A 12,958-nucleotide genomic window follows, 5' to 3' on the forward strand; every position below is an offset into this window, starting at 1 on the left:
GGCGCCACCCCGGCCAGGGTGGCGCCGCCGGCAGACCGGCTGAATCGGCCGGGTCTTCAGGCCTTGCCGAGGATGCGGTTGAGGTTGGTGCTGCAGACGGGGCAGACGGCCTTCGCCATCCGGGTGCCCTTGTCGTTGACCTTGACCTCGCCCGACGCCTCGCGCTTCTCCTTGCACTTGACGCAGTAGAACTCGCCGCTCCAGGTCTCCGTCATGACGTCTCCTTGATTGCTCTGTCTGGTCACGACGGGAGGGGTGGGGAAGCCCGTCGGGGACCGACGACTCAGCCGCTGGTCCGCTAGAAATCCTACGCCAACGGTGCTGTCACGAGCCGCAGGACGCGCACTCAGTAGGGTTCGGACCATGTCTGAACAAGCTGGCACGAGCACGCCCACGTACACCCACCTGAGGCTGGACCGACCGGTCGAGGGGGTCGTCCGGATCACCCTGGACAACCCCGGGATGCGCAACGCGATGAGCGACGAGATGACCGAGTCCTGGGTCCGCGCCATCGACGACCTGGCAGCGGACCGGTCGGTGCGAGCCGTGCTGGTGACCGGTGAGGGATCGGCCTTCTGCTCCGGCGGCAACACCGGCTGGATCTCGAGCGAGCCGGATGCCTCGGTCGACCACCTGCGCAACCGGATGGTGCCCTTCTATCGCGCCTGGCTCTCGATCAGGAAGCTCGAGGTGCCGACCATCGCTGCTGTCAACGGCCACGCGATCGGGGCCGGGCTGTGCCTGGCGCTGGCCTGCGACCTGCGGTTCGCGGCGACCGGTGCCAAGCTCGGCGTCCCGTTCGTGAAGCTCGGGATGCACGCCGGCATGGCCGGCACCTACCTCCTGCCCAACGTCGTCGGTGAGGCGCATGCCCGCGACCTGCTGCTGACCGGTCGGGTCGTCGAGGCCGAGGAGGCGTTGCGGATCGGACTGGTCTCGCGGGTGATCGAGCACGACGAGTTCGCCGACGAGGTCCTGGCCATCGCCGCCGACGTGGCCGGCAACGCGCCGATCGCGACCCGGCTCACGAAGCTGGCCCTGGCCGACGGTGGGCACGCCGACTTCGAGAGCGCCCTGCAGTGGGAGGCGTTGGCCCAGCCGATGACCCTGGCCACCGCGGACCTGCAGGAGGGCATCCGGGCCAGCCGGGAGAAGCGAGCCCCGGTCTTCACCGGCCACTGAGCAGGCGCTGGAGCATGAGAGGAGGCCCTCGGTCCGCTGGCGTCCGACCGGACGCTTCCCCACGTCGGTCGGGGCCGACGGATCGAGGGCCTCATCTGGGTGCCAACCTAGACACCGGTGCACGGGCAGGTCAACGCGGGGTTCTCCACGCCTGTGGAGAGACCTGTGCAGAAGCTGTGCAGGACTGGGGTGTGAGGGTGGAGAAGTGCCGGCTCGCGGGGGAGAACGCTGTGGGGGACACGCCCGGAGTGGGGCGGCGCTGGTCCGCTGACCGGCCACAATGGTCATCCACGCCCTGTGGAGCAAAGGTTCTTTCCCAGCGAGAGGCTCAGCGATGAGCGAGTATGCCGCCGGCCCGGTCGCCGCGCTGCGTCGCATCGCCTTCCTGCTGGAGCGGGCCAGGGAGGACACCCGCCGGATCCAGGCCTTCCGGTCAGCCGCCGCAGTGATCCTGCCCCTCGATGACGACGAGGTCGCGCAACGAGCGGGGAACGGCACGTTGACCGACCTGCCCGGCATCGGTCCCAGCACGGCCGCCGTGATCGCCGACGCCTGCCGTGGCGAGCTGCCCGAACGGCTGGCCAGGCTCGAGGCCGAGCACTCCGGGCCGCTGGCGAAGGGCGGTCGGGCGCTGCGAGCGCTGCTCCGTGGCGACTGCCACTCCCACTCCGACTGGTCCGACGGCGGTTCGCCGATCGAGGAGATGGCGATGACGGCCATGGAGCTGGGCCACGACTACCTCGTCCTCACCGACCACTCGCCGCGACTCAAGGTGGCCCGGGGTCTGAGTGCCGAGCGCCTCGCGCGCCAGCTCGGGGTCGTGGAGGCGATCAACGACCACCTCGGGGGAGACTTCACCCTGCTGAAGGGGATCGAGGTCGACATCCTCGACGACGGGTCCCTCGACCAGACCGAGGAGATGCTGGCCCAGCTCGACCTGCGCGTTGCCAGCGTCCACTCGAAGCTCGGGATGGACGCCGACGCAATGACCGAGCGGATGATCGGCGCGGTGCGCAACCCGCGGACCAACGTCCTCGGTCACTGCACCGGACGCCTCGTCACCGGCAACCGTGGCGTGCGCAAGCAGAGTGAGTTCGACGCCCGGGCGGTGTTCGAGGCCTGCCGCGACAACCACACCGCGGTCGAGATCAACTCGCGTCCCGAGCGCCGGGACCCCCCGACCCGGCTCCTCGAGCTGGCGCGCGACATCGGCTGCCTGTTCTCCATCGACTCCGACGCGCACGCGCCCGGCCAGCTCGACATGCTCGACTATGGCTGCGAACGAGCCGAGGAGGCAGGCATCGAGCCGGAGCGGATCATCAACACCTGGCCCCGGGAGCGACTGCTTGAGTGGGCCCAGCATGGCTGACGAGCACGGTCCGAAGGTCGAGGTTCGCCGGTCCAAGCGCCGGCGGCGCACGGTGTCGGCATACCGCGACGGAGACGTCATCGTGGTGCAGATCCCGGCCGCGATGAGTCGCCGCGACGAGCGGACCTGGGTCGCCGAGATGGTGGCCCGGCTCGAGCGGCAGGAGACGCGTCGCCGGCCGAGCGACGAGCAGCTGCTGGCGCGCGCGATCACGCTCAGCGACGCCTGGCTCGGCGGCATGGCCTCCCCGTCGAGCGTGCGTTGGGTCTCCAACCAGAAGACCCGATGGGGTTCCTGCTCGCCGGGCGACCGATCGATCAGGCTCTCCGAGCGCCTCCAGCAGATGCCGACCTGGGTGGTCGACTACGTGCTGCTCCACGAGCTCGCACATCTCCTCGAGCCGGGTCACGGCCCGGCCTTCTGGGCGTGGGTGGACCGCTATCCCAAGGCCGAGCGCGCCAAGGGCTACCTCTCCGGCTGGTCGGCGGCCGCGCGGCTGGAGCTGCCGGACGGCTATGCCGACGACGGCGGGTCAGCCGGCCAGACGGCGGGCAGCGACGACTGACGTCAGTGTCGAGGGATGCTCTCCACGAACTCGCGCACGACCAGCGCGGCTCGCAACAGCTGGCCGCCCTCCCGCTCGCACGGGTCGATGCCGGTGAGCTCGCGGATCCGCCTCAGCCGATAGTCCAGCGTGTTCGGGTGCACGTGCAGGCGTGCGGCCGTCACCGCCCGACGCCCGTTCTCCTCGACATAGACGGCCAGCGTCTGCACGAGCTCGGTGCTGTCCTCCAGCGGCCGCAGCAGCTGTCGAAGCGCCGTCCGGGCCGGGCCCGGCCTGGTGACCTGCACCTCGAGGAGGAGGTCGGCCAGCTGGTGGACGCCTGAGGGATGGTTGAGCCGGTCGGCAACCTCCGCGCAGTCAGCGGCAGCTGCCGCGGCCTCGGGGGTGGGGCAGTGAGCATCGGCGACGGCGAGCCCCGCGTGCCAGCGCGACCCCAGGATCGGGAAGAGGGCCTGGCGCAGCCGGACGGGGTCGACCCGCCCGTCGAGCACGACCACACCTCCCAGGGTCGTGAGATCGTCGAGGACCTCGCTGCCGGTGAGCTCGATGAGTGCCTTGCGTATGGCGCGGGTCCGCCGTCGCGCCTCGATGGTCATGGTGGCGTCGTCCTCGTGCCGGGGCCTGGCGAGCCGCAGCACGACGACCGAGTGCTCGTCCCAGACGTCGAGGCCGGCTGCGTGCCAGTCGGTTGCCCTGTCCGTCCCGGCGAGCAGGGCCGCGAGCAGCGTCGCCCGGCCCTCCCGGTCCTGGCCCGAGAGCGCGGTCGTCGTCTCGACGTAGGCGTCGATGACGGCGGTCGTCACGGTCTGCAGGTAGGACAGGGCCAGGCTGCCCACCTCGACGAGGTCGGCGGACTCGTCGCCCTCGATGAGCTTGCCCGACTGCTCCCAGCAGTAGCGGAAGCCGGTGAAGTAGGCAGCCAGCACCTCGGGCAGGGGCACGCGCTCCTCGGCACGCCGGGCAGCCGCGCGCATCATCAGCTCGATCTCCTCCGGAGCGGGCAGCCGCTCCTGCCGCAGGAGGGAGCCGAAGTGGTCGAGGTTCTGCCGGATGACCCGCTCCACGTCGGAGCTGGCCCCGGCCTCGGTGTGGCGGGTGAAGGCCACCTCGCTCGTCACCCGGGCCAGGGCCTCGTCCAGCATCCCGGGCAGCGTGCCGGCGAGCCGCTCACGCAGCGCGAGCCGGTCGTCGCGCGCAGGCTGGAGCATGCCGGTGATGGTGAACCCATCCGCCCGGCCGCGCAATACCCCTGTTGTGACCGGTCACCACGTGGACTCCAGGACGCTGGGTCTCCGCACGATTCCCGCCGGGCGCGGACGTGCCTAGCGTGGGATCCCCAGCCACCCTGTCTCGGAGGATCCCCGTGAGTCTTTTCCGCAATGCCGCTTCCCTGGCCGCAGCCGGCCTCGCCGCCGTCGCCCTGACCGTCGTCCCGACCGGCAGTGCCGGGGCCGTGGACCCGGATGAATACGTCGCTCTCGGCGACTCCTACTCCGCCGGCAACGGTGCGTTCAGCAACAACCTCGGCAGCTGTTTCCGCAACACCTACGCCTACCCCTACCTCGTGGCCCAGCAGCGTGCCAACACCGACCTGACGTTCGTGGCCTGCGGGGGAGCAGTGACGGGAGACGTCATCGAGAAGCAGGTGCCGTCGCTCAGTGCAGCGACCGACTTCGTCACGATCACCATCGGCGGCAACGACGTCGGGTTCGCCAACGTCATCTTCAACTGCGCCGACAGCTGGAGCTTCAACTGCCAGAACGCCGTCAACCAGATGAAGGCCAAGATCACCGACGAGCTGCCCGCCAAGCTCGATGCCACCTACAACGCGATCAAGGCGAAGTCGCCCAACGCGAAGGTCGTCGTCCTCGGCTACAGCCGGATGTTCGGCAAGAGCCTGTCCTGTGCGGGAGCCAACGGCATCACCGCCCAGGAGGCCACCTGGGCCAACGAGGCGGCAGACCTGCTCGACGCCACCATCGGCGCGCGGGTCGCAGCCGCCGGGAGCAACTTCGTCTACAAGAGCTCGGTCCAGTCGTGGGCCGGGCACGAGGTGTGCACGCGCGAGCCGTGGCTCAACGGCAAGTCCTGGAGCGTCGCCGACATGTATCACCCGACCCGCACGGGCTACGCGAAGGGCTATGTCCCGGCGGTGAGGTCGGTCATCGGCTGACCCGCACTGCCGAAGACGTTCGCGGGTGCGCCTCCCGGGCCCGCCGCACAGCGGCCTCGATGAGGAGATACATGTCCTCGAACGTCTTCGGCAGTGCCGCCACCGGCCACCACCGGACGTCGTTGGACTCCTCGCTCACGACGTGGTTCTCATCGGGGGAGGCGAGGGCGAGGAAGCGTACGTCGAGGTGGTGCACCGTGCCGGCGTCGGAGCAGAACTCCACAGCGTGCTCGTCGAGGGAGAGCGGCACGGGGTCGAAGTCGAACTCGACCAGGCCGGACTCCTCGACCAGCTCCCGGCGGGCAGCACCTGCCAGGGTCTGGTCGCCGGGCTCGACGTGTCCGCCGAAGGCGAGCCAGGCGTCGGCCTTGCGGTGGTGGTTGAGCAGGACGGCGTCGCCGGCGTGCGAGACGACCACGGCCCCGGCCGTGAGGTGGTCGGGGAAGCAGGTCCGCAGCAACCCGTCCGGATGTGCGTGGAGGTGGTCGAGGTAGCGCTCACGCAAGGCTGCGTCGCGCGGCGACGGGGGTGCCCAGGCGCCCAGGACCGCCAGCGCGTCGTCGTGGATCACTCGTCGTCGGGGGTCGGGCCGTCGAGCAGCTCGCGCAGCCCGGCGTCGAAGTCCTCGTCGGTCAGGGAATCGGGCGCCGCCGCGTCCTCCCGGAAGCCCAGCGGGTCGTCCAGGTCGGCGGCAGTCGGCAGGAGGTCGGGGTGCATCCAGACGCCGTCGCGGGCCTCGGTGCCCTGACGGGTGCGCAGCGACCCCCACAGGGTCGAGGCGTCACGGAGCCTGCGCGGTCGCAGCTCGAGTCCGACCAGGGTGGCGAAGACCTGCTCCGCGGGACCGCCGGCGGCCCGGCGTCGGCGTACGGCCTCCTGCAGCTTGCCTGCGGCGGGCATGCGCTGCGCGGTGGCCTGGCCGACGACCTCGTCCACCCAGCCCTCGACGAGGGCGAGGGTGATCTCGAGGCGCTCGAGGGCAGCCTGCTGGGCCGGCGACTTGGCCAGGTCGAAGAGTCCGCCCTCCATCGCCGACTGCATCGAGGCCGGGTCGGTGGGGTCGATGCCGCGCAGCTTCTCCTCGATGCCGCTGGTGTTGATCTCGATGCCGCGGCCGTAGTCGGTGACGGCACCGATGAGGTGCTCGCGCAACCACGGTGCATTGGCGAAGAGCCGCTGGTGGGCTGCTTCGCGCAGGGCGAGGTAGAGGAGCACGTCGTCGGTGCTGACATCGAGCTCGTCGGCGAACCGCTGCACGTTGGTGGGCAGCAGTGCGGCCTTGCCGTCGGGGCCCAGGGGGAGCCCGATGTCGGAGGCCCCGAGGACCTCGCCGGAGAGGGCGCCGACGCCTTGGCCGACCTGGCTGGCGACCATCGCGCCCGTGGCCTTGCCGAGCATGCCGAGCAGGGGCCCGGCCATCGCTCGGGCCTCCTCGGGCAGCGCGTTGCCGAGCGCACCGGCGGCGGAACCCGCGATCGGCTCCACCAGGCGCTTCCACACCTCGGTGGTCTCCACGATCCAGTCGGCCCGGCTCCACGCGGCTGTCGTGGTCACCCCGGAGGGGAAGTCGGTGGCGGCGTCGAGCCAGTGGTCGGCGAGCCGGACCGCGTCGGCGATGGCGTCACGCTGGGACTGGGTCGGCGTGGGATCGGGCTGCTGCGCCGAGACCTTGCGCGCCATGTCGGTCGCCAGCGTCCAGTTGACCGGGCCCTCATGGGGCTGCAGGAACGCCTGGAACTGGCCCATCAACGCACCGAGGTCGGGCATGGCGCCGCCCTGCCCGGGCCCGGGCAGCCCGCCCCCGAGAGCGTTGAAGATCTGTTCGAACGGGGTGCCCTTGAACGGGTTCGACTCGTCCGATCCATCGCCGGGGGTGCTCATGCCACAACCGTACTCACCGCCCCTACACTCGCGAGCATGGTGGACGAGCACGAGCGACCCGATCGAGACGCTGCCGTGCGCCTCGTCGACCTGCGTGAGGAGCCGCTGGACGTGGGCGAGGTCGTCAACGCCCTCGACGACCCGGCCGCAGGGGGGCTGACGCTCTTCGTCGGCCGCGTCCGTGACCACGACGGGGGACAGGGCGTCACCTCTCTCGACTACTCGGCCCACCCCACCGCCCTCCGGCGGCTGCGCGCGGTGTGCGACCAGGTGGTGGCCGAGCACGAGGTGCACGGTGTCGCGGCTGTGCACCGCGTCGGTCACCTCGACATCGGCGACATCGCCGTCATCGTCGCCACCACCGCCAGCCACCGCGACGTGGCCTTCACGGCCTCGCGGGCGTTGATCGACACGTTGAAGGCGCAGGTGCCGATCTGGAAGCACCAGCGTTTCGCGGACGGTGATGAGGAGTGGGTCGGCCTACCCTGACCGGGTGGAGATCCTCTTGTGGCTGGTGCCGTCCGCCCTCGTGACCGTCATGACGATGGTCTGGGTGGGCTGGCAGGCTCGTGAGGGTCGCGGCGAGGTCGACCGGGACGTCGCCATACGCCGTCTTGCGCGGGCCCTCGAGAAGGACCACGGCGTGAGCCAGGTCGACGGACCGACCCGTCCGGTCGACCGGAGCACGGGGATCGCCGTACGCCCCACCCGTCGCGCCTCCTAGGGCGCGTCTGCGCGAGTTGCAGGCGTTTGAGAGGCTGACGCCATGAGTCAGCGGACGCTTGCGGCGATCCTCGCGGTCCCGTTGCTCCTCGGTCTGCTGGTCGTCGTGGCGACCCAGCCACTTCCCTATGTCACCTATCGTCCCGGACCGACCGTCGACATCCTGGGAGCGCCCAAGGGTGAGGAGATCGTCGAGGTCGAGGGAGCCGAGACCTATCGCGACTCCGGTGAGCTCCACCTGACCACCATCTATGTCGATCAGCCCCAGGACAGGATCCGGCTCGACCAGCTGATGCGCGCCTGGATCGACCCCGAGCGTGCCGTCTATCCCTATGACGCCGTCTATGGCCCCGACGACACCGACGAGTCCAACGATGCCGAGTCGTTCGTGCAGATGGTCTCCTCGCAGGACGCGGCGGTCGCGACCGCGCTGAAGGAGCTGGGCTACGACGTCGAGCCCAAGACCGAGGTGCTGTATGTCGAGGAGGACCTGCCGGCCGACGGCGTCCTCAAGGTCCGAGACATCCTGCTCGAGGTGGACGGCAAGGAGATCGACTCCGCCCAGGACGTCGTCGACGCGGTCGACGGTGCGACGCAGGGACAACCGGTGGAGTTCAGGATCCGGCGTCAGGGACAGGTGCTCACCAAGCGGGTGACCCCACGCGAGGTCGACGGTGACACGCGCATCGGCATCACCCCCGGGCCCGGGTTCGTGTTCCCGTTCGAGGTCTCCGTCGACGTCGGCGACGACATCGGCGGACCCAGCGCCGGGCTCATGTTCTCCCTGGCCATCTACGACACGCTCACCCCGGGTTCGCTGACGGGGGGAGAGGTGGTCGCCGGCAGCGGCACCATCGACGCGGAGGGCCGGGCCGGCCCCATCGGTGGGGTCCAGCAGAAGATCGCCGGCGCAGCAGCAGCGGGCGCCAAGCTCTTCCTGGTCGCGGCCGACAACTGTTCCGACACGACAGGGATCGACACCGAGGACCTGCGGTTGGTCCGGGTCGAGACCATGCACGACGCCGTTGAGGCGATCACCACCTGGGTCGACGACCCAGACGCAGCCCTGCCGACCTGTGAGGACGAGTCATGAGCGAGATTTCCCTTCCGCAAGATCCGGCGCTGGCCGCTGCCATCTTGGAGATCGAGTCGCACATCGCCGACGGGGGCTGGGACCAGCCGGCGCGGCTCTATGCGTTGGTCGACACGGCCAGGATCGTGGCCCAGGAGCCGGAGCTGGCCGCGGACATGGGCCTCGACGTCGCCGCGGCCGAGGGCTCCTTCACCCCGGTCGAGCAGGACACGCCACAGGACCAGCGCCTGGAGGTGACGCTGGAGTCAATCGGCTGGCCGCCGGAGGTCACGGGCTGCGCTGCCGTGGTGGAGCGTCTCGTCCTGCCGCCGGAGGTCGACGACGAGATCCCCGAGGACCCCGAGGCGGCTGAGGAGTTCGCGCGCGAGCACCCGCTTCGCCAGGAGGTCAGGATCGTCGCCGGAGCCACCCGGGCCGGTGCGACCTACTGTGCCCTGCGCCTGCGCGCCCATGACGACGACCAGTCGGTGGTCGACGGCACCGAGCTCGTGCCGGGTCTGCTCGACCTGCTGCGCGGCACCTTGGAGGGTGAGGCATGAGCGGAATGTATGGCCGTCCGTCCGCTGGCGCCGAGGCGCCCGCCCCGCCGCCGCGGAACGGACGCTCGCGCACCCTGATCATCACCGCCGCAGTGATGGTGGTGCTCTTCCTCAGCCTGACGACCTTCGCGAGCTTCTGGACCGAGCGGCTGTGGTTCAAGGCGGCCGGCTATTCGAGCGTCTTCGGGACCTTGCTGTGGACCCGGATCGGGTTGTTCCTCGTCTTCGGCGCCGTGATGGCCGCCGTGGTCGCGCTCAACCTGGCCCTCGCCTACCGGATGCGCCCGCTGCTGGGCGGCGGCGGGGACGTCAACCTCGCGCGCTATCGCGACGCTGTCTCGCCCGCCACCGGCTGGATCCTCGGCGGGGTGTCTGCGCTGATGGGTGCATTCGCCGGCGCCTCGGCCGCCGGGCAGTGGCGCGAGTTCTCGCTGTGGCGCAACTCCACGCCGTTCGGGCACTCAGACCCCTACTTCGAGCGCGACGCGAGCTTCTATGTCTTCGAGCTCCCGTGGTGGCACTACCTCGTCGACTTCGCGATGGCGCTCGCCGTGGTGGGGTTGATGGCGTCCCTCCTCGTGCACTACCTGTACGGCGGCATCAGGCTCTCGGTCGCACGCGACCGGCTCAGCGGTGCGGCGCAGGTCCACATCTCCGCCCTGTTGGGCGTCTTCGTGCTCGCCAAGGCCGCCGACTACTGGCTCGACCGCTTCGACCTCGTCACCGGCTCGGGCTCGCTCTTCACCGGGATGGGCTACACCGACGACAAGGCAGTCCTACCGGCCAAGGAGATCCTGACCGGCATCGCGCTGATCTGTGCCGTGCTCTTCTTCCTCAACATCTGGCGACGCACCTGGCTGCTGCCGACCATGGGCATCGCCCTGCTCGCACTGTCCGCGGTGATCCTGGGCCTGATCGTCCCCGGCACCGTCCAGCAGTTCCAGGTCAGCCCCAACGTCCCGGACCGCGAGGGCCCCTACATCGGTCGGAACATCGACGCGACCCGCATGGCCTACAACCTCGACGCCGTCGAGGAGACGTCCTACTCCTCTGATCCCAGTGTCGCGGGCGGCGAGCTGGGTGCGCTCGACGAGGCCACTGCCAAGGTGCCGGTCGTCGACCCCAAGGTGGTCAGCCAGACCTTCGAGCAGCAGCAGCAGGTGCGCGCCTACTACTCGGTGCCGCCTGTGCTCGACGTCGACCGCTACGAGATCGACGGCCGCGACCGGGCCCTGGTCCTGGGCGTGCGCGAGCTCGATCAGTCCGGGCTGGCTGACAGTGACAAGAACTGGTTCAACCAGCACGTCGTCTACACCCATGGAAACGGGGTGATCGCGGCCTACGGCAACCAGCGCGCCGACGAGGACGACGAGCAGTCGCAGTCGATCCAGTGGGCAGAGGGCCAGGAGGACAGCGAGAGCGACCTGACGGAGCTCTCGGAGGGTGGCTACGAGTCGCGCGTCTACTTCGGTGAGCTCAGTCCCTCCTACTCAGTCGTGGGCCAGCGCGGCGACGAGCCCGCTGTCGAGCTGGACCTGCCCAAGGGGGAGCGGGACGACGAGAACCAGACGACGACCTACGACGGCAAGGGCGGCGTGCCGATTGGCAGCGCCATCGACAAGCTGCTCTATGCGGTGAAGTTCGGCGAACCCAACCTGGTGCTGTCGGGACGCGTGCACGAGGACAGCAAGATCCTCTATGACCGCAACCCGCGCCGGATGGTGGAGAAGGTCGCACCCTGGTTGACCGTCGACTCCGACCCGTATCCCGCCGTGATCGACGGCCGGATCCAGTGGATCCTCGACGGCTACACGGTCACCGACCAGTTCCCGCTGTCGCAGCGGGAGTCGCTCGACGAGATGACCGAGGACTCGCTGGCCGATCCTCCGGGCTTCCAGACGCTGCCGACCGACGAGATCAACTACATGCGCAACGCGGTCAAGGCCACGGTCGACGCCTACGACGGAACCGTCACCCTCTATGCCTGGGACGAGGAGGATCCCATCCTCAAGGCGTGGAGCGAGGTCTTCCCCGGCGTCGTGCAGCCGAAGTCGGAGATCCCCGAGACCTTGATGGAGCACGTGCGCTACCCCGACGACCTCTTCAAGGTGCAGCGCCACCAGTTCGCCCGATACCACCTGACCGAGCCCGGCGACTGGTACGACGGAGCCAACCGCTGGGAGGTGCCGGAGGACCCGCAGGACCCGACGACCCAGCAGCCGCCGTACCGCCTCTTCGTCGACGACACCTGGGCCCTGACGTCGGTCTACGTGCCGCGCGGCAAGAACAACCTGGCCTCGTTCATGTCGGTCAACAGCGACGCGACCAGCGAGGACTACGGCAAGATCTCGGTCCTCGAGCTGCCCAACGAGCGCACTGCGGGCCCGGGCCAGATCGCCAACGAGCTGAGCTCCGACGACGGGGTGCGCGAGGAGCTTCTCGGCTACACCCAGGGCGGGGTGACGCCGATCTATGGCAACCTGCTGACCCTGCCCGTCGGCGAGGGCCTGATGTATGTGCAGCCCGTCTACACCCAACGGTCCGCAGACACCGAAGCGAGCTTCCCGATCCTGCGGTTCGTGCTCGTCTCCTACGGCGGACGGATCGGCATCGGTGAGACGCTGCGTGAGGCCATCGCGGACGTCCTCGGGGTCGATGCCAGCGACCCGACACCGGAGCCCGAGCCGGAGCGACCAGGTCGCGGTGACGAGGATCCGCCGACACAACCCCAGGGGTCTGTCGACGACCAGATCCGGGACCTGCTCGACCAGGCCGAGGCGAAGTTCGAGGCTGCCGACCAGGCCCAGGCCAACGGCAACACCGTGGGCTGGGCGCGGCTGATGGAAGAAGGCCGTGAGCTGATCACCGAGGCGGTCGAGCTCGCCGCTCAGTAGGCCCGATTTGGGTCGGCCGCCGGGCATCCCGTAAGGTTCTGTTCACCGACGCGGGGTGGAGCAGCTCGGTAGCTCGCTGGGCTCATAACCCAGAGGTCGCAGGTTCAAATCCTGCCCCCGCTACGAATTTCAGGCTCGGTTCCCTCTGGGGAACCGAGCCTGAAAGCTTTCTAACTTGACTCGGTCATCACAAAGTCATCATCTACCTGTTCAGCAGGTGCGATCCGCGGTCCGTGCGCCCGGTTGCCTTGGAGCATCGCGGGTTGCCATGGAGCGGCTCGGAGCGTCCGGCCCACCTACTGGTCATGAAGACCCAAGCGCATCCACTCAGTGGGCTCGACCCGCTGCTCAGCATCGAGGACCTTGCGGAGTACCTCGGGGTGCCAGTCACGACCATTTACGACTGGCGTGTCGACGGCAAGGGTCCATGCGGCGTCCGTGTTGGGCGCCATGTGAAGTTCACACAGAGCGACGTTCTCGCCTGGATCGAGGCCCAGCGCGAGGTTCGGCCCGGCGGGAACCCGGACGGACGGTGACCT

At 69.5% G+C, this 12,958-nt stretch carries 14 protein-coding genes and 1 tRNA gene; 11 read left to right on the forward strand and 4 right to left on the reverse strand.

Annotation, left to right across the window (positions count from 1 at the left end; all coding sequences use genetic code 11):
• Nucleotides 1-56: 56 nt before the first annotated feature.
• Nucleotides 57-215 (reverse strand): DUF5679 domain-containing protein, encoded by a 159-nt coding sequence (locus G7071_RS09555; protein WP_166317912.1) that lies wholly within the window; start codon nucleotides 213-215, stop codon nucleotides 57-59.
• Nucleotides 216-363: 148 nt separating this feature from the next.
• Here G7071_RS09555 and G7071_RS09560 point away from each other — a divergent pair, with 148 nt between their 5' ends.
• The 3 genes from G7071_RS09560 (at nucleotide 364) to G7071_RS09570 (ending at nucleotide 3,116) form a co-directional block, all read left to right on the forward strand.
• Nucleotides 364-1,182, forward strand: a complete 819-nt coding sequence (locus G7071_RS09560) for an enoyl-CoA hydratase/isomerase family protein (RefSeq protein ID WP_166317915.1) — start codon at nucleotides 364-366, stop codon at nucleotides 1,180-1,182.
• Between the two features lie 334 nt (nucleotides 1,183-1,516).
• Complete coding sequence (locus tag G7071_RS09565; protein ID WP_166317918.1) at nucleotides 1,517-2,551, forward strand: PHP domain-containing protein; 1,035 nt, start codon at nucleotides 1,517-1,519, stop codon at nucleotides 2,549-2,551.
• Nucleotides 2,544-3,116, forward strand: a complete 573-nt coding sequence (locus G7071_RS09570; RefSeq protein WP_166317921.1) for a M48 metallopeptidase family protein — start codon at nucleotides 2,544-2,546, stop codon at nucleotides 3,114-3,116. Before G7071_RS09565 ends, G7071_RS09570 begins: the two co-directional genes overlap by 8 nt.
• Nucleotides 3,117-3,118: 2 nt before the next feature.
• Here G7071_RS09570 and G7071_RS09575 read toward each other — a convergent pair whose 3' ends face one another.
• Nucleotides 3,119-4,324 (reverse strand): helix-turn-helix domain-containing protein, encoded by a 1,206-nt coding sequence (locus tag G7071_RS09575; protein WP_166317924.1) that lies wholly within the window; start codon nucleotides 4,322-4,324, stop codon nucleotides 3,119-3,121.
• A gap of 155 nt (nucleotides 4,325-4,479) precedes the next feature.
• Here G7071_RS09575 and G7071_RS09580 point away from each other — a divergent pair, with 155 nt between their 5' ends.
• A complete protein-coding gene (locus tag G7071_RS09580) occupies nucleotides 4,480-5,289 on the forward strand; it encodes an SGNH/GDSL hydrolase family protein (protein WP_206062750.1) in 810 nt (269 codons plus the stop codon).
• On the opposite strand, the gene G7071_RS09585 is transcribed toward G7071_RS09580, so the two are convergent.
• Nucleotides 5,279-5,860, reverse strand: coding sequence for an NUDIX hydrolase (locus G7071_RS09585; protein WP_166317927.1), 582 nt, complete (start codon nucleotides 5,858-5,860; stop codon nucleotides 5,279-5,281). The genes G7071_RS09580 and G7071_RS09585 overlap by 11 nt on opposite strands.
• Complete coding sequence (locus G7071_RS09590; RefSeq protein ID WP_166317930.1) at nucleotides 5,857-7,170, reverse strand: zinc-dependent metalloprotease; 1,314 nt, start codon at nucleotides 7,168-7,170, stop codon at nucleotides 5,857-5,859. The genes G7071_RS09585 and G7071_RS09590 overlap by 4 nt, the downstream gene beginning before the upstream one ends.
• 36 nt (nucleotides 7,171-7,206) lie before the next feature.
• On the opposite strand from G7071_RS09590, the gene G7071_RS09595 reads away from it, so the two are divergent.
• The 7 genes from G7071_RS09595 to G7071_RS09625 all read left to right on the forward strand — a co-directional run bounded on the left by G7071_RS09595 (nucleotide 7,207) and on the right by G7071_RS09625 (nucleotide 12,955).
• Nucleotides 7,207-7,659: a molybdenum cofactor biosynthesis protein MoaE gene (locus G7071_RS09595; RefSeq protein ID WP_166317933.1), complete on the forward strand. Its 453-nt coding sequence runs from the start codon at nucleotides 7,207-7,209 to the stop codon at nucleotides 7,657-7,659.
• Nucleotides 7,660-7,663: 4 nt separating this feature from the next.
• Nucleotides 7,664-7,894: a hypothetical protein gene (locus G7071_RS09600; RefSeq protein WP_166317936.1), complete on the forward strand. Its 231-nt coding sequence runs from the start codon at nucleotides 7,664-7,666 to the stop codon at nucleotides 7,892-7,894.
• Between the two features lie 42 nt (nucleotides 7,895-7,936).
• Complete coding sequence (locus G7071_RS09605; protein WP_166317939.1) at nucleotides 7,937-8,986, forward strand: YlbL family protein; 1,050 nt, start codon at nucleotides 7,937-7,939, stop codon at nucleotides 8,984-8,986.
• Complete coding sequence (locus tag G7071_RS09610; RefSeq protein WP_166317942.1) at nucleotides 8,983-9,525, forward strand: PPA1309 family protein; 543 nt, start codon at nucleotides 8,983-8,985, stop codon at nucleotides 9,523-9,525. The genes G7071_RS09605 and G7071_RS09610 overlap by 4 nt, the downstream gene beginning before the upstream one ends.
• Nucleotides 9,522-12,419, forward strand: a complete 2,898-nt coding sequence (locus tag G7071_RS09615) for a UPF0182 family membrane protein (protein ID WP_246209915.1) — start codon at nucleotides 9,522-9,524, stop codon at nucleotides 12,417-12,419. The genes G7071_RS09610 and G7071_RS09615 overlap by 4 nt, the downstream gene beginning before the upstream one ends.
• 49 nt (nucleotides 12,420-12,468) lie before the next feature.
• Nucleotides 12,469-12,542, forward strand: a tRNA-Met gene (locus G7071_RS09620).
• Nucleotides 12,543-12,724: 182 nt separating this feature from the next.
• The gene (locus tag G7071_RS09625; protein ID WP_166317945.1) at nucleotides 12,725-12,955 is read left to right on the forward strand and encodes a helix-turn-helix transcriptional regulator; all 231 of its coding nucleotides are present in this window, start codon (nucleotides 12,725-12,727) and stop codon (nucleotides 12,953-12,955) included.
• Nucleotides 12,956-12,958: the final 3 nt, after the last annotated feature.

The sequence above is a fragment of the Nocardioides piscis genome, from assembly GCF_011300215.1.
GTDB classification, from domain to species: domain Bacteria; phylum Actinomycetota; class Actinomycetes; order Propionibacteriales; family Nocardioidaceae; genus Nocardioides; species Nocardioides piscis.

Coding starts and splice junctions, on each gene's coding strand:
- G7071_RS09555 (WP_166317912.1), bottom strand. CDS start 215: ATGACGGAGACCTGGAGCGGCGAGTTCTACTGCGTCAAGTGCAAGGAG.
- G7071_RS09560 (WP_166317915.1), top strand. CDS start 364: ATGTCTGAACAAGCTGGCACGAGCACGCCCACGTACACCCACCTGAGG.
- G7071_RS09565 (WP_166317918.1), top strand. CDS start 1,517: ATGAGCGAGTATGCCGCCGGCCCGGTCGCCGCGCTGCGTCGCATCGCC.
- G7071_RS09570 (WP_166317921.1), top strand. CDS start 2,544: ATGGCTGACGAGCACGGTCCGAAGGTCGAGGTTCGCCGGTCCAAGCGC.
- G7071_RS09575 (WP_166317924.1), bottom strand. CDS start 4,324: ATGCTCCAGCCTGCGCGCGACGACCGGCTCGCGCTGCGTGAGCGGCTC.
- G7071_RS09590 (WP_166317930.1), bottom strand. CDS start 7,170: ATGAGCACCCCCGGCGATGGATCGGACGAGTCGAACCCGTTCAAGGGC.
- G7071_RS09595 (WP_166317933.1), top strand. CDS start 7,207: ATGGTGGACGAGCACGAGCGACCCGATCGAGACGCTGCCGTGCGCCTC.
- G7071_RS09605 (WP_166317939.1), top strand. CDS start 7,937: ATGAGTCAGCGGACGCTTGCGGCGATCCTCGCGGTCCCGTTGCTCCTC.
- G7071_RS09610 (WP_166317942.1), top strand. CDS start 8,983: ATGAGCGAGATTTCCCTTCCGCAAGATCCGGCGCTGGCCGCTGCCATC.
- G7071_RS09615 (WP_246209915.1), top strand. CDS start 9,522: ATGAGCGGAATGTATGGCCGTCCGTCCGCTGGCGCCGAGGCGCCCGCC.
- G7071_RS09625 (WP_166317945.1), top strand. CDS start 12,725: ATGAAGACCCAAGCGCATCCACTCAGTGGGCTCGACCCGCTGCTCAGC.